General features: G+C 67.9%; 10 protein-coding genes and 4 pseudogenes. 10 read left to right on the top strand and 4 right to left on the bottom strand.

What is annotated here, in order from left to right; translation table 11 throughout:
* The first annotated feature begins 4 nt into the window (after positions 1-4).
* The 9 genes and pseudogenes from glgA (at position 5) to infB (ending at position 12726) form a co-directional block, all read left to right on the top strand.
* Positions 5-1437, top strand: a pseudogene (glgA, locus tag ABFB10_RS08400) (glycogen synthase GlgA).
* A pseudogene (gene glgX, locus ABFB10_RS08395) lies at positions 1434-3540 on the top strand (glycogen debranching protein GlgX). The pseudogenes glgA and glgX overlap by 4 nt, the downstream one beginning before the upstream one ends.
* A pseudogene (gene malQ / locus ABFB10_RS08390) lies at positions 3537-5159 on the top strand (4-alpha-glucanotransferase); the annotation flags it as partial. The pseudogenes glgX and malQ, both read left to right, overlap by 4 nt.
* Positions 5083-5448, top strand: coding sequence for a 4-alpha-glucanotransferase (locus ABFB10_RS24040; protein WP_430523038.1), 366 nt, complete (start codon positions 5083-5085; stop codon positions 5446-5448). The pseudogene malQ and the gene ABFB10_RS24040, both read left to right, overlap by 77 nt.
* 64 nt (positions 5449-5512) lie before the next feature.
* Complete coding sequence (locus ABFB10_RS08385; RefSeq protein ID WP_347166169.1) at positions 5513-7147, top strand: alpha-D-glucose phosphate-specific phosphoglucomutase; 1635 nt, start codon at positions 5513-5515, stop codon at positions 7145-7147.
* A 213-nt stretch (positions 7148-7360) separates the two neighbouring features.
* Entirely contained in the window at positions 7361-7951 is a 591-nt protein-coding gene (gene rimP / locus ABFB10_RS08380; protein ID WP_206563800.1) for a ribosome maturation factor RimP, read from the top strand.
* A pseudogene (nusA, locus tag ABFB10_RS08375) lies at positions 7951-9583 on the top strand (transcription termination factor NusA). The gene rimP and the pseudogene nusA overlap by 1 nt, the downstream one beginning before the upstream one ends.
* 8 nt (positions 9584-9591) lie before the next feature.
* Positions 9592-10227, top strand: coding sequence for an RNA-binding protein (locus ABFB10_RS08370; protein WP_347166168.1), 636 nt, complete (start codon positions 9592-9594; stop codon positions 10225-10227).
* 9 nt (positions 10228-10236) lie between these two features.
* Entirely contained in the window at positions 10237-12726 is a 2490-nt protein-coding gene (gene infB / locus ABFB10_RS08365; protein WP_347166167.1) for a translation initiation factor IF-2, read from the top strand.
* Positions 12727-12827: 101 nt separating this feature from the next.
* Here the strand turns inward: infB and ABFB10_RS08360 are convergent, their stop codons facing one another.
* The 4 genes from ABFB10_RS08360 to ABFB10_RS08345 form a co-directional block, all read right to left on the bottom strand.
* Positions 12828-12968 (bottom strand): hypothetical protein, encoded by a 141-nt coding sequence (locus ABFB10_RS08360; protein ID WP_347166166.1) that lies wholly within the window; start codon positions 12966-12968, stop codon positions 12828-12830.
* A gap of 177 nt (positions 12969-13145) precedes the next feature.
* Positions 13146-13544 carry an 8-oxo-dGTP diphosphatase MutT gene (gene mutT / locus ABFB10_RS08355; RefSeq protein ID WP_347166165.1) on the bottom strand — a complete coding sequence of 133 codons (399 nt, stop codon included), beginning with the start codon at positions 13542-13544 and terminating at the stop codon, positions 13146-13148.
* 88 nt (positions 13545-13632) lie between these two features.
* Positions 13633-14850: a bifunctional glutamate N-acetyltransferase/amino-acid acetyltransferase ArgJ gene (gene argJ, locus ABFB10_RS08350; protein ID WP_347166164.1), complete on the bottom strand. Its 1218-nt coding sequence runs from the start codon at positions 14848-14850 to the stop codon at positions 13633-13635.
* A 2-nt stretch (positions 14851-14852) separates the two neighbouring features.
* A complete protein-coding gene (locus tag ABFB10_RS08345) occupies positions 14853-15569 on the bottom strand; it encodes a peptidylprolyl isomerase (protein WP_347166163.1) in 717 nt (238 codons plus the stop codon).
* Here ABFB10_RS08345 and ABFB10_RS08340 point away from each other — a divergent pair.
* On the top strand, positions 15568-15702 hold the full coding sequence (locus ABFB10_RS08340; RefSeq protein WP_347166162.1) for a hypothetical protein: 135 nt from the start codon (positions 15568-15570) through the stop codon (positions 15700-15702). The two genes, ABFB10_RS08345 and ABFB10_RS08340, sit on opposite strands and share 2 nt — an antisense overlap.
* Positions 15703-15877 lie beyond the last annotated feature (175 nt).

The raw sequence follows: 15877 nt of genomic DNA, 5'->3' as shown, positions 1-15877 counted from the left end.
CGGCATGAACGTCCTGATGGTCACCTCGGAATGCGCGCCTTTCGTCAAGACGGGGGGCTTGCGGACGTGGTGGGCGCCCTGCCCGGGGCGCTGGCGCCCCTGGGCCTGGACGCGCGGGTGTTGCTGCCCGCCTATCCGGCGCTGTTCCCGCTGCTGCCGCAGGGCGAAGAGGTCGCGCGGTTCGACGACCTTCCCGGCGGGCCGGGGCGGCTGGTGCAGGTTCAGGCGCAGGGGCTGGTGCTGCTGCTGCTGGATGCGCCGCAGCTTTATGACCGCGCGGGCAATCCCTACACCGGCCCCGACGGGCGCGACTGGGCCGACAACCACCTGCGTTTCGGCGCGCTGGCGCAGGCGGCGGCGCGCATCTGCTTCGACGGGCTGCCGGGCTGGAAGCCCGAGGTGCTGCACGCCCATGACTGGCAGGCGGGGCTGGTGCCGGTGTACCTGAAGCAGGCGGGCCGCGCCGGGCCGAAGTCGGTGCTGACGATCCACAATATCGCCTTTCAGGGCCGCTTTGGCCCGCAGGTGCTGGGCGAGCTTGGGCTGCGCGACGACTGGTTCCATCCCGAGGGTCTGGAATACTACGGCGACCTGTCCTTCCTGAAGGCCGGGCTGGTCTATGCCGATGCGGTGACCACCGTCAGCCCCACCTACGCGCGCGAGATCCTGACGCCCGAATTCGGCATGGGGCTGGAGGGCGTGTTGCAGGCCCGCGCCGCCGATCTGACCGGCATCCTCAACGGCATCGACACCGGCGTGTGGGATCCGGCAACGGACGCGGCGCTGGCCCGGACCTTCGACGCCAAGACGCTGGTCCGTAAGGCCGAGAACCGCGCCGCGATCGCCGCGCGTCTGGGGCTGGAGCCGGGCGAGGGGCCGCTTTTCTGCGTCATCAGCCGCCTGACCGGACAAAAGGGCCTCGACACGCTGGCCGAGGCGATCCCGCATCTGGTGGCCGAGGGCGCGCAGCTGGCGCTGCTGGGCTCGGGCGAGCCCGCGCTGGAAGAGGCCTATACCCGTGCCGCCCGGCAGTTCCCGGGCCGCGTCGGGGTGCAGATCGGCTATGACGAGGCGTTTTCGCACCTTCTGCAGGGCGGGGCGGACGCCATCCTGATCCCCTCGCGGTTCGAACCCTGCGGCCTGACCCAGCTTTACGGGCTGCGCTACGGCACCCTGCCGGTGGTGGCGCGCACCGGGGGCCTTGCCGATACGGTGATCGACGCCAACGCGGCGGCTCTGGCGGTGGGCGTGGCCACGGGCTTCGTGCTGGACACCGTCAGCCGGCAGGGGATCGAGGCCGGGATCAGCCGCACCTGCGCGGCCTATGCCGACCGCAAGCTCTGGCAGGGAATGCAGCGCGCCGCCATGCGCCAGCCCGTCGGGTGGGAAACCTCGGCCCGCGCCTATGCCGACCTCTACGCGGCCCTGCAGGCATGACCATGCAGACCCGCGTCAACCCCGAGGTCCGGCCCGGCACGCCCCACCGCATGGGCGCGCATTTCGACGGAGAGGGCACGAATTTCGCCGTCTTCTCGGCGCATGCCTCGCGGGTGGACCTCTGCCTGTTTACCCCGGACGGCGAGACAGAGACGGCGCGTGTCCCCCTGCCCGAACGCAGCGGCGATACATGGCACGGCTACCTGCCGGGGCTGGCGCCGGGGGCGCTTTACGGCTACCGCGTCGACGGGCCCTATACGCCGGACCGGGGGCATCGCTTCAACCCGAACAAGCTGCTGCTGGACCCCTACACACGCGAAATGGCGGGCGGCTTCATCCGTCACCGCGCGCTTTACGGCTACAAGGTCGGCAATGCCGGGGCCGATATGTCCTTCGACGGGCAGGACAGTGCGCCCTACCTGCCGAAGTCGGTGATCTCGGACCCCGAGACCTTTCCCATGGACGCCACCCGGCTGGGCCGCGACTGGTCCGAGACGCTGATCTACGAGGCCCACGTCAAGGGCGCCACCATGCGCCACCCCGATATCCCGAAGGCGATGCGCGGCACCTATGACGGCATGGCCTCGGACGCGATGCTGGACCACCTGACCCGGCTGGGCGTGACGGCGGTGGAACTGCTGCCAGTCCACGCGCTGAAGTCCGAGGACGCGCTTCTGTCGCGCAGCCTTGTCAACTACTGGGGCTACAACACCGTGGGCTTCTTCGCGCCCGAACCGCGCTATTTCGGCCCCGAGGGCGTGGCGGGCTTTCGCCGCATGGTCGACCGCTTCCACGCGGCGGGGATCGAGGTGTTGCTGGACGTGGTCTTCAACCACTCCGCCGAGGGCGACCACCTTGGCCCGACCCTGTCCTTCCGGGGGCTGGACAACGCCAGCTACTACCGCCTCGCCGCCGGAGAGCCGCGCTATTACGTCAACGACACCGGCACCGGCAACACGCTGAACACCGCGCATCCGCAGGTGCTGCAGCTGGTCATGGACAGCCTGCGGTTCTGGGTGCAGGCCATGGGCGTCGACGGCTTCCGCTTCGACCTTGCCACCGCCGTCGCGCGCGAGGCGCATGGCTTCGACCGGAATGGCGGGTTCCTCGACGCGCTGAGGCAGGACCCGGTGCTGGCGGGGGTGAAGCTGATCGCAGAGCCACTGGGATATCGGTCCGGGCGGCTACCAGCTTGGCCAGTTCCCGCCCGAGTTCGCCGAGTGGAACGACAAGTACCGCGACACCGTGCGCCGCTTCTGGCGGCGTGACCGCCATGCGGCGCAGGATCTGGGCTCGGCGCTTCTGGGCACGGCGGAACTGTTCGACAAGCGCGGGCGGCGGGCCTGGTCCTCGGTCAATTACGCCGCCTCGCACGACGGGTACACGCTGGCCGATTGCGCCGCCTACGAGGATCGCCACAACCACGCCAACGGCGAGGGCAACCGCGACGGCCACCACGCCAATTACTCCGAGAATTTCGGGGTGGAGGGGCGGACCGACGATCCCGCCATCCTCGCCGCGCGGCAACAGCGGGTGCGCAACCTTCTGGCGACGGTTTTCGTCTCGCAGGGGGTGCCGATGATCCTGTGCGGGGACGAGGGCGGCAACACGCAGGACGGCAACAACAACGCCTATTGTCAGGACAACCGGACCACATGGATCGACTGGGCCGCGATGGACGAAGACCTGATCGGTTTCACCGCCGCCTGCGCTGCCCTGCGCCGCGCCCACCCGGTGCTGCGGCAGACGACCTTCCTGCACGGGGCTGAGCGCACGGCGGACGGGCTGCGCGACGTGGAATGGCGCGACTTTGCCCACCGGCCCGCCGACTGGTCGGACCCGGCGTTGGGCTGCCTCTGCCTGCACCTGCGCGGCTCTGGCGAAAGCGCCACGGGCAATGCGCTGGCGGACGAGGTCTACCTTGCCTTCAACACGACCGCCGAGGCGCAGGAAGTGACCCTGCCCGCGCTGGAGCGGGGGCAGTGGAGCATGGCGCTTGATACCAGCCGCAGCGCCCAGTCCCGGCTGCGCATCGAGGGGCCTTCGGTCAGCCTGTCGGCGCATGCGCTCGGGGTCTTCGTGCCGGAGGGGGCGGCGACATGACCGGCGCGGATGCGGCGCTGCGCGCCCTTGCGCAGGCATATGGCGTGCATGCGGGGTTCTACGACCTGCAAGGGCGGCGCAAGGATGCCAGCCCGCCGACGCTGCGCGCGCTGCTGGGCGCCATGGGCGTGGAGGCCGGGACCGACGCCGCCGTGGTCGCCGCCCTGAAAGAGACGCAGGCGCAGGCCGCCGCCGCCCTTCCCGCCGAGGTGATCGCCCGCGCGGGTGTGCCCCTGTCGGTGCCGCTGGCCACGCCGTCGGAGTTCAGCCTGACCGACGAGGCGGGGGCCGAGGTGGCGCGGGGCCGCGCCGATGGCACCATCGACCTGCCCGGGCTCGAGATGGGCTATTACACCCTGCAGGCGGGCGGGGCCGCGTGTTTCATCCTCTGCCGTCCCGCCCATGCGCCGTTGACCACCGAAGTGGCCGATGGCCCCGGCTGGGGCTATTGCGGCGCGCTCTACGGCCTGCGGTCCGAAGACAACGGCGGCCTTGGCAGCTATCGCGATCTTGGCCGCGCGGTGGCGGCGCTGGCCCGGACCGGGGCGGATTTCCTCGGCCTGAACCCCGTGCACGCGCTGGGCTGGGCGACCGAGGACATCACCAGCCCCTATTCGCCCACGCATCGCGGTTTTTTCAGCACCGATCACATCGCCCTCGCGGCGGGGCTGGGGCCGACGCCCGAGGCGCCGCTGGTCGATTACGCCGCCTTCCGCAAGCGCCATCGCGCCGCTTTGCAGGACGAGTTCCGGGCCTTCATTGCGTCAGACGGTGACGCGGGGTTCGACCGCTACCGGGTCGGGGCAGACAGGGCGCTGGTCGATTTCGCCACGTTCGAGGCGATCAGCGCGCGGCAGGGCGACGACTTCCGCCACTGGCCCGCGGCATTGCGCACCCCCGGCGCCGAAGCGACGCAGGCGGCGGGCGACACCAGCTTCCACCAGTGGCTGCAATGGCGGGCCGAGGTGCAGCTGGATGCGGCGCAGGGGGCGGCGAAGGCGGCGGGGATGGACTATGGGCTCTACCTCGACCTTGCCGTCGGCTCGCGCCCCGGCGGCGCCGAGGTCTGGATGAACGCCGAGACCATCGCCAAGGGCGTGACCATCGGCGCGCCGCCCGACATGCTGAACCCCGAGGGCCAAAGCTGGGACCTTGCCGCCCATGCCCCCGCCCGCCTGAAGGCCGCGCGCTACGCGCCGCTGCGCGCCATGCTGCGCAAGCTGATGCGGCACGCGGGCATCCTGCGCATCGACCACGTGCTTGGCCTGACCCGCAGCTTCTGGCAGCCCGACGACGGCAGCCCCGGCGGCTACATCAGCCAGCCGCTCGAGGCCTTCCTCGCCGTGATCGCCATCGAGGCGCGGCGGGCGGGCTGCGTCGTGGTGGGCGAGGATCTGGGTCTGGTGCCCGAGGGCTTTCGCGAGAGGCTGAACGAGGCCGGCCTCTACAGCTACGCGGTCTGGCAATACGAGACCTTTGACGATGGCACCCTGCGCCCCGTGGACCGGCTGCGCGATTTTTCGCTGGCCTGTTTCGGGACGCATGACACGCCGACCATCACCGGCTTCTGGTACGGGCAGGACATCGCGTGGTGGCGGCGGATGGGCTGGATCTCTGACGCCGAGGCGCAGGCCCGCCATGACATCCGCGCCCGCCAGCGCCATGTTCTGCGGGCCATGTGCCACCTGCCGCCCGACGCGGCGCCCGCCCGAGATCGTCGATCACCTGCACGGGCAGCTGGCGCAGTCGGGCGCGGCGCTGGTGGCGGTGCAGCTGGACGATGCCTTCGGCTGTCTCGAGGCGCAGAACCTGCCCGGCACCATCGCGGAACACCCCAACTGGCGGCGGCGTTTGCCCGTCGCGGTGACGGCGCTGGACCGCGCCGCCGGAATGACACGCAAGACCTGACGGGCGGCCATCCATCCGCCCGGACACGACAGAAGACAGGCCCCGCCTGCAAGGAAGGACGACCATGACCACCCCCGTGACCCGCGAGATCACGCCTTTCGACGGGCAGAAGCCCGGCACCTCGGGCCTGCGCAAGAAGACCGGGGTCTTCATGCTGGAGGGCTATGTCGAGGCCTTCGTCCAGTCGATCTTCGATGCCATCGAGGGCTGCGAGGGCAAGACCTTCGTCGTCGGCGGCGACGGGCGCTATTTCAACGCCGAGGCGATCCAGACGATCCTGCGCATGGCCGCCGCCAATGGCGCGGCGCGCTGCATCGTGGGGCAGGGCGGGCTGCTGTCCACCCCCGCCGCGTCGAACCTGATCCGGCAACGCGAGGCGAACGGCGGGCTGATCCTGTCGGCCAGCCACAACCCGGGCGGCATCGACGAGGATTTCGGCCTGAAGTACAACACTGCCAACGGCGGTCCGGCCCCCGAAAGCGTGACCGGGGCGATCTTCGAGAACACCAAGACGATCTCGCGCTACGTGACGCTGGAAACGCCCGACCTGGACCTGTCCGCATTGGGAGAGGTCGCCCCGGGCGACATGGTGGTCGAGGTGGTGGACCCGGTCACCGACTACGCCGCGCTGATGGAGACGCTGTTTGACTTCGACGCCATCCGGGCGCTGCTCGCGGGCGGCTTTGCGGTGAAGTTCGACGCCATGCACGCGGTCACCGGCCCCTATGCGCATGAGATCCTCGAGAACCGGCTGGGCGCGCCGAAGGGCACCGTCCTGAACGGCACACCCAAGGTGGATTTCGGCAAGGGCCACCCGGACCCCAACCCGATCTGGGCAAAGCCGCTGGTCGATCTGGTGATGTCCGAGGATGGTCCGGATTTCGCGGCCGCCTCGGACGGCGACGGCGACCGCAACATGATCCTTGGGAAGGGTGTCTACGTCACGCCCTCGGACAGCCTTGCGGTGCTGGCGGCCAATGCGCATCTGGCGCCGGGCTACGCGCGCGGGCTGGCGGGCGTGGCGCGGTCGATGCCGACCTCGCGCGCCGCCGACCGGGTGGCGGAAAAGCTGGGCATCGGCTGCTACGAGACGCCCACCGGCTGGAAGTTCTTCGGCAACCTGCTGGACGCGGGCAAGGCGACGCTCTGCGGCGAGGAAAGCGCCGGGACGGGCAGCGACCACGTGCGCGAGAAAGACGGGCTTTGGGCGGTGCTTCTGTGGCTGAACGTGCTGGCGGTGCGGAAGATGTCGGTGGCTGACATCCTGCGCGACCACTGGCAGACCTTCGGTCGCAACTACTACTCGCGCCACGACTACGAGGCGGTCGAGACCGAGAAGGCCAATGCCGTGGTCGAGGGGCTGGTGGCCAAGCTGGACGGGTTGCCGGGCACCGGGGTCGCCGGGCTGACCGTCGAGGAGGCCGACCAGTTTGCCTATCTCGACCCGGTGGACGGGTCGGTCAGCGAGAAGCAGGGCCTGCGGGTGATGTTCCGGGGCGGCTCTCGCGCGGTGATGCGTCTGTCGGGCACCGGGACGGAGGGCGCGACGATCCGCGTCTACCTCGAACGCTACGTGCCCGCCGAGGGCGATCTGGAGATCGAGACGCAACAGGCGCTGGCCGAGATCGTATTGGCGGTCGAGGAACTGACGCAGCTGCGCGCGATCACCGGGCGGGCGGAACCCGACGTCATGACCTGAGCGGGGAAAGCCGCTTGGAAGCGGCTTTCGGAAGGCCCTTCGAAGGGCCTTTCCACCGCCCCGGGCGGCTGATCGGCGAATCCGCTTGCGTTGCGGGAGGGGCTGGCCTATATGCCCTTGCAACAGCGGCGCGTCGGTCCCCCGGCGCCCACCGAGACTTTCGAGCGGGCCGCTGGCCCGCTTTTTTGTTTTCCGCCCATTGGGAGGACCCGAATGACCGACCTGATCGCCAAGACCGGCATGGACAAGCGCGTGGCCGAGATCATCACTCCGGTGATCGAGGACATGGGCTTCGAAGTCGTGCGCATCCGCCTGCAGGGCGGCAACACGCCCCTGTTGCAGATCATGGCAGAGCGGCCCGAGGGCGGCATCGAAGTCGACCAATGCGCCGAGATCTCGACCGCCGTCTCTGCCGTGCTGGACGTCGAGGACCCGATTTCCGACCAGTACACGCTGGAAGTCTCCAGCCCCGGCATCGACCGGCCGCTGACCCGGCTGAAGGATTTCGAGACCTACGAGGGCTACGAGGCCAAGCTGGAAACCACCGAGATGATCGACGGCCGCAAGCGCTTTCGCGGCGTGCTGGCGGGTGTCGAGGACGGCGAGGTGCTGGTCAATCTCGACGAGGGCACCGTGGGCCTGCAGTTCGACTGGCTGTCCGACGCCAAGCTGGTGATGACCGACGAGCTGATCCGCGAGATGCTGCGCGCCCGCAAGGCCGCGCCGGGCGGCGCGTCCGAAGGCGCCATCGACGAAACAAGGTTTGACGAAATCGAGGCCGAGGGGCCCGAGGAGGAAGAATAATGGCAATCACCTCTGCGAACCAGCTCGAGCTGCTTCAGACCGCCGAGGCGGTCGCACGCGAGAAGATGATCGACCCCGGCCTCGTGGTCGAGGCGATGGAAGAAAGCCTCGCCCGGGCCGCCAAGTCGCGCTACGGCAGCGAAATGGACATCCGCGTGTCCATCGACCGCAAGACCGAGCCGCGCCACCTTTACCCGCGTGCGCACCGTGGTCGAGGATGAGGAGCTGGAGAACTACCAGGCAGAGATGACCGTCCAGCAGGCCAAGCAGTACATGGCCGACCCGCAGGTGGGCGACACCTTCGTCGAAGAGGTTCCGCCGGTGGAACTGGGCCGGATCGCGGCGCAGTCGGCCAAGCAGGTGATCCTGCAGAAGGTCCGCGAGGCCGAGCGTGACCGCCAGTACGACGAGTTCAAGGACCGCGCGGGCACCATCATCAACGGCCTGGTCAAGCGCGAGGAATACGGCAACGTCATCGTCGACGTGGGCCGTGGCGAGGCGATCCTGCGCCGCAACGACAAGATCGACCGCGAGGCCTACCGCCCCGGCGACCGCATCCGCTGCTACATCAAGGACGTGCGCCGCGAGACCCGCGGCCCGCAGATCTTCCTGTCGCGCACCGCGCCCGAGTTCATGGCAGAGCTGTTCAAGATGGAAGTGCCGGAAATCTACGACGGCATCATCGAGATCAAGGCCGTGGCCCGCGACCCGGGTTCGCGCGCGAAGATCGCAGTGATCTCCTATGACGGCGGCATCGACCCGGTCGGCGCCTGCGTCGGTATGCGCGGCAGCCGCGTGCAGGCCGTCGTCAACGAGCTTCAGGGCGAGAAGATCGACATCATCCCGTGGAACGAGGACGTGCCGACCTTCCTGGTGAACGCGCTTCAGCCCGCCGAGGTGTCCAAGGTCGTCCTCGACGAAGAGGCCGAGCGCATCGAAGTCGTCGTCCCGGACGAGCAGCTGTCGCTTGCCATCGGTCGTCGCGGTCAGAACGTGCGTCTGGCGTCGCAGCTGACCGGTCTCGACATCGACATCATGACCGAAGAGGAAGAATCGAAGCGCCGTCAGGCCGAGTTCGAAGAGCGCACCAAGCTGTTCATGGATACGCTGGACCTCGACGAGTTCTTCGCCCAGCTTCTGGTCTCGGAAGGCTTCACCAACCTCGAAGAGGTGGCCTATGTCGAGATGGACGAGCTTCTGGTCATCGACGGCGTCGACGAAAGCACCGCCGAAGAGCTTCAGACCCGCGCCCGCGAATTCCTCGAGGAACAGGCCCGCAAGGCTGAGGCCCGCGCCCGGGAACTGGGCGCCGACGACAGCCTGTTCGGCTTCGAGGGCCTGACCCCGCAGATGATCGAGGTGCTGGCCGAGGACGGTGTGACCTCGCTGGAGGACTTCGCCACCTGCGCCGACTGGGAGCTGGCCGGCGGCTGGACGACCGTCGACGGGCAGCGCACCAAGGACGATGGTCTGCTGGAGAAATTCGGCGTCAGCCTCGAAGATGCGCAGGAAATGGTCATGACCGCCCGCGTGCTGCTGGGCTGGGTCGACCCGACCGAGCTGGAAGAGGGCGAAGAGGGTGAAGAGCCGGAAGACGGCGAAGACACCGACGAAGAAGAGCGGGAGGCCTGAGGCAATCCATGACCCGAGGCAGCCAGGCAAAACAGCGCGAGGACGGACCGGAGCGGAAGTGCATCGCCACCGGCGAGGTGCAGCCGAAAAACGGTCTTGTCCGCTTCGTGCTTGGCCCCGACGGGCAGATTGTTCCGGATCTGGCTGGAAAACTGCCCGGACGGGGGGTATATGTGTCTGCCGACCGGGCGGCGCTGGACAAGGCTGCCGCCAAGGGGCTGTTCTCGCGGGCCATGAAGCAGCCGGTCAAGGTGCCGGAGGGGCTGGCCGATCTTGTCGAGCAGATGCTCGCCCGGCGCGTGATCGATCTGATTTCGCTGGCGCGCAAGTCCGGTGGGGCGGTGTCGGGGTATGAAAAGGTAAAGGCGTGGCTTCAGGCGGAAGAGGCCACGGTACTGATACAGGCCGAAGACGGATCGGGTCGCGGCAAGTCGAAACTCAGCACGCCCTACGGGGGGCGCTATATCGGCTGGCTCACGGCGGACGAGTTGGGAATGGCCTTCGGTCGACAAACTGTGATACATGCCGCGCTTGGCTCTGGCGGTCTGGTGCCGCGTATTGTAGAGGATGCGCAACGCCTGAAGGGTATGCGCGTCGCAGCGGCGACTGCGGATCTTGGCGGCAGGGGCCGCCTGAAAGGATGAAGAAGCTTGATGAGCGATAACGACGGGAAAAAGACATTGGGTGTTCGTGGCGGCGGTTCGCGCTCTGGCAGCGTGAAGCAGAGCTTCAGCCATGGCCGGACCAAGAACGTCGTGGTGGAGACCAAGCGCAAGCGCGTCGTGGTGCCCAAACCGGGTTCCGGCGCGGCGGCTGGTGCGGGCGGTGGCAAGGGGCCGATTGGCGGCTCTGGCAAGCGTCCCGCGGGCATTTCCGATGCAGAGATGGAACGCCGCCTGAAGGCGTTGCAGGCCGCCAAGGCCCGCGAAGCGGAAGAAACCGCGCAGCGCGCCGCCGACGAAAAGGCCCGCGCCGAAGAGCGTGAGCGCCTGCGCGCCGAGAAGGAACAGAAAGAGCGCGACCAGCGCGAGGCCGAAGAGGCCCTGAAGCGCAAGGTCGAGGAAGAAGAGCGCAAGGCGCGCGAGGCCGCCGAGGCGGCCAAGGCCGCCGCTGCGCAGCCTGCCCCGGCAGAAGAGGCGCCGCGCGCCAAGACGCAGGGCAAGCCCGCACCGCGCCGCACCGAACCGCAGGACACCAAGGACGACCGTGGCGGTCGCCGTGGACGCAGTGACGAGGGCGGTGGCCGTCGGGCCGGCAAGCTGACGCTGAACCAGGCGCTCTCGGGCGAAGGTGGTCGCCAGAAATCCATGGCCGCGATGAAGCGCAAGCAGGAGCGTGCGCGCCAGAAGGCGATGGGCGGATCCCAGCAGCGCGAGAAGATCGTGCGCGACGTTCAGCTGCCCGAGGCGATCGCGGTGGCCGAACTGGCGAACCGGATGGCCGAGCGCGTGGCCGATGTGGTCAAGGCGCTGATGAACAACGGCATCATGGCGACCCAGAACCAGAGCATCGACGCCGACACCGCCGAGCTGATCATCGAGGAATTCGGCCACCGCGTGACGCGCGTGTCCGATGCCGACGTCGAGGATGTGCTGAAGGTCGAGGACGACAAGGCCGAAGACCTGATGCCGCGTCCGCCGGTGATCACGATCATGGGTCACGTCGACCACGGCAAGACCTCGCTTCTGGATGCGATTCGCAACGCCAACGTGACCTCGGGCGAGGCCGGTGGCATCACCCAGCATATCGGCGCCTACCAGGTGACCACGAAGGACGGGCAGATCCTGTCCTTCCTCGATACGCCGGGCCACGCGGCCTTTACCTCGATGCGTTCGCGCGGGGCCCAGGTGACGGATATCGTCGTGCTGGTGGTTGCGGCGGACGACGCGGTGATGCCGCAGACGGTCGAGGCGATCAATCACGCCAAGGCCGCCAAGGTCCCGATGATCGTGGCGATCAACAAGATCGACAAACCCTCGGCCAATGCCACCAAGGTGCGCACCGACCTGCTGCAGCACGAAGTCGTGGTCGAGCAGATGTCGGGTGAGGTGCAGGACGTGGAGGTTTCGGCCACCACCGGCCAGGGCCTCGATTCGCTGCTGGAGGCCATCGCGCTTCAGGCCGAGCTTCTCGAACTGAAGGCCAACCCGAACCGCAATGCCGAAGGCGCGGTGATCGAGGCGCAGCTTGACGTGGGTCGCGGCCCCGTGGCCACCGTTCTGGTGCAGAACGGCACGCTGAAGCAGGGCGACATCTTCGTCGTGGGTGAGCAGTTCGGCAAGGTCCGCGCGCTGATCAACGACAAGGGTGAGCGCGTCTCCGAAGCCGGTCCGTCGGTTCCGGTCGAGGTGCTGGGCATCAACGGCACACCCGAGGCCGGCGACGTCCTGAACGTCGTCGAGACCGAGGCGCAGGCCCGCGAGATCGCCGAGTATCGCGCCAGCGTCGCCAAGGAGAAGCGCGCCGCCGCCGGTGCCGCGACGACCCTCGAGCAGCTGATGCAGAAGGCCAAGGACGACAAGGACGTGTCGGAACTGCCGGTTCTGGTGAAGGCCGACGTGCAGGGCTCTTCCGAGGCCATCGTTCAGGCGCTGGAAAAGGTCGGCAACGACGAGGTCCGCGTGCGCGTGCTGCACTATGGTGTCGGCGCGATCACCGAGACCGACGTGGGTCTGGCCGAAGCCTCCGGCGCGCCGATCCTGGGCTTCAACGTCCGGGCCAATGCACCGGCGCGGAACGCCGCGAACCAGAAGGGCGTCGAGATCCGCTACTACAGCGTGATCTACGACCTCGTGGACGACGTGAAGGCGGCGGCCTCTGGCCTGCTGTCCAACGAGATCCGCGAGAAGTTCATCGGCTACGCCGAGATCAAGGAGGTCTTCAAGGTCTCCAACGTCGGCAAGGTCGCGGGCTGTCTGGTCACCGAAGGCGTGGCGCGCCGCTCTGCCGGAGTGCGCCTGCTGCGCGACAACGTGGTGATCCACGAGGGCACGCTGAAGACGCTGAAGCGTTTCAAGGACGAGGTGGCAGAGGTCATCTCGGGTCAGGAATGCGGCATGGCCTTCGAGAACTACGAAGACATCCGCCCGGCGGACGTCATCGAGATCTTCGAGCGGGAAGAGGTCGAGCGGTCGCTCGACTGATCCCCGCCCGTACCGGAGAGGCCGATAGGATTGCGCAAAAGGCCCCCGAAATTCGGGGGCCTTTTCATTTGTTCCGGTTCCGTCAGGGCCAGAGCCGCGGCTCAGGCCGAGGCTTTGCCCACCACCGGCAACCCGGTGTAGATGCGATTGCCGACGCGGACGGAAACACGGCCGTCCGGCAGGATCTTTTCAAGAAGCCCCTGAACGGAGACGCAGCTTCCCAGAGTGATGGTCCGCAGCATGTCGTTACCTCCCCAATTGTGCATTGCGTATAGAATGCCTGACGCGCAAGATTATTGCTATCGAAACCCGGACGGGAAATGCCGAAAGATCAGGCAGAGAGCCCCCTCACCGGGCCCTTGCCGCACAAAAATTGACAAAACCTGAAGGTGAGGCGGTTTGACCCGAGGCGCGCCCGGTCAGAGCCAGTCCCGCAGAATCGGGATCAGCGGGATGTCCGCGGGCGGCATGGGGTAGTCTTTCAGCGCATTGGCGCGCACCCATTTCAGCGCCTGTCCCTCTCGGGATTGCGGTGTCCCGCCCCATTTGCGGCAGGCGAAAAGCGGCATGAGCAGGTGGAAATCGGGATAGGAATGCGAGGCGAAGGTCAGCGGCGCAAGGCAGCTTTCCCATGTCTCGATGCCCAGTTCCTCGTGCAGCTCGCGGATCAGCGCCGCTTCGGGCGTCTCTCCGGGCTCTACCTTGCCGCCGGGAAACTCCCAGAGGCCGGCCATGGATTTCCCTTCCGGCCGTTGCGCCAAAAGGACCCGGCCATCGGGGTCGATGAGGGCGACGGCGGAAACGAGGACAATCTTCATGGGTCTGGCACCTGCGGCGAGGGGAGGAGCGGGGCGCTGCCCCGCACCCCGGGATATTTCCGGACAGAAGAAGCGCAGGGCTTGCGCCTCAGGAGCGATAGTCCGCGTTGATCTGGATGTAGCCGTGGGTCAGGTCGCAGGTCCAGACGGTGGCGCTGCCCTGGCCCAGGCCGATATCGACGGTGATGTCGATCTCTGGCTCTTTCATCAGCGCCGCGCCCTGTTCCTCGCGGTAGTCGGGGGCGCGCCAGCCCTTGTCCGCGACAAGCACGTCTCCGAAGCGGATCGAGAGGGTGTCGCGATCCGCCGCGGCGCCGGATTTGCCCACGGCCATGACGATGCGGCCCCAGTTCGGGTCTTCCCCGGCGATGGCGGTCTTGACCAGCGGCGAGTTGGCGATGGCCAGCGCGTGGGTCCTGGCATCGGCATCCGAGGCGGCGCCGGTCACGGTGACCGTGACGAACTTGGTCGCGCCCTCGCCGTCGCGCACCACCTGATGCGCGAGGTCGAGAAAGACCGTCTCGACCGCTTCGGCAAAGGCGGCATTGCCGGTGACATCGACGCCGGAGGCGCCGGTGGCCGCCATCAGCAGAGTGTCCGAGGTCGAGGTGTCGCTGTCGACGGTGATATTGTTGAAGGTCCGGGCGTTGACGGTGCTGACGATCTCCTGCAGCGCGCCGCGGGAGATCTGCGCGTCGGTGAAGATATAGACCAGCATGGTGGCCATGTCGGGCGCGATCATGCCCGAGCCCTTGGCGATGCCCGCGATCTTCACCGGCTTGCCCTCGACCTCGATGGTCGCGGTGGCGCCCTTGGGGAAGGTGTCGGTGGTCATGATCGCCTTGGCGGCCATCTCGATGGCGTCCTCGGTCAGCCCCTCGTTCAGCTCTTCGAGCTTGGCGATGATGCGGTCGTGCGGCAGTGGTTCGCCGATCACCCCGGTCGAGGAGGTGAAGATGCGTTCGGCCGGAAGGCCGGTGATGCCGGACGCGGCCTCGCAGATCGCGCGGACCGAGCCGTCACCGGCCTTGCCGGTGAAGGCGTTGGAATTGCCGGAGTTCACGATGATCGCCGCGCCCGCCTTGCTGTCGTGGCCGATCTTGGCCTGACAGTCGAGCACATTGGCCGAGCGCGTGGCCGAGCGCGTGAAGACGCCGGTCACCACGCTGCCCGGGTCCAGAAGCGCCAGCATGACGTCGACACGGCCCTTGTAACGCACCCCGGCCTGGGCCGCGGCGAAGCGCACCCCGCCGATGACCGGCAGGGCGGGGAAGCTGTCAGGAGCGAGAGGAGAGCGCGGCGGCATCGTTACTGATCCAGAAGTTGGAAGTTGGAAAGAACCGAGGTGTCGAGGGTCTCGGCAGCCTTGCTGTCGACCTCGGCGCCCTCGACCAGCCCGTCGATATGGGCCTGCACGGCCTCGGCCTGAAGCTTCTGCGCGATCTCGCCGCGCACCGCGTCGAGGGCGGGGGCCTCCATGTTGCGGGTCTCGTTCAGCTTGATCACATGCCAGCCGAACTGCGTCTGCACCGGGTCGGAGACCGCGCCCGGCTCCATCGTCTCGACGGCCTCCTGGAAGGGCGCGACCATCATGCCCTCGCTGAACCAGCCCAGCGAGCCGCCGTTGGGGCCCGAGGGGCCGGTCGACTTGGTCTTGGCGGTTTCGGCGAAATCGGCGCCGTCGCGGACCTCGGCGGCGATGGCCGTGGCCTCTTCCTCTGTCTCGACGAGGATGTGCGAGGCGTTGTATTCCATGCCCAGCTCGCCGTTGACGTATTCGTCCTCATAGGCCTTCTGGATCAGTTCGTCGGTCACCGCGGCCTCTGCAACCTTGGTGATCGCCTCGGCGGCGCGCAGCGAGCGTTCCTCGTTCTCCAGCGCGATGCGGGTGCGCAGGGTTTCCGCCTGACCCTCGGACTGGGACAGCACTTCCTGCTGGATGATCTGGTTCAGGATGCCGTCCCAGAGCGCCGCGTCGGGCAGCTGCTGGTATTGCTCGGGCAGGCCGGCGCGGACCATCAGCATGTGGCCCACCGTGATGTCGGTCCCGTTCACCGTGGCGACCACGCTGTCGACCGCCAGCTCTTCCTCGGGCCTGCGCGGGCAGCGCGGCGGAGAGCGCCGGGGCGGCGGCTGCGAGGATCTTGCGTGTTTCTGACATCGTTTCGTCCTTTGTAGACTGGCCGCGTCCCCCTGCGGCGTTGACACTTTTCAGCCCGCCCCTTACATGCCCCAATGGCTCTGCGAGGCCGGTCGTTTCCACCGTCATATGGTTCATGGGCGTGGCGGGCAAGCAGATGCCGCACACGAAGACGGGATAGGATCGGGTTCGA

The sequence above is a fragment of the Ponticoccus litoralis genome (genome assembly GCF_039769985.1).
Taxonomy (GTDB): Bacteria; Pseudomonadota; Alphaproteobacteria; order Rhodobacterales; family Rhodobacteraceae; genus Ponticoccus; species Ponticoccus litoralis.
This window is presented reverse-complemented; position numbering and strand designations above follow the sequence as displayed.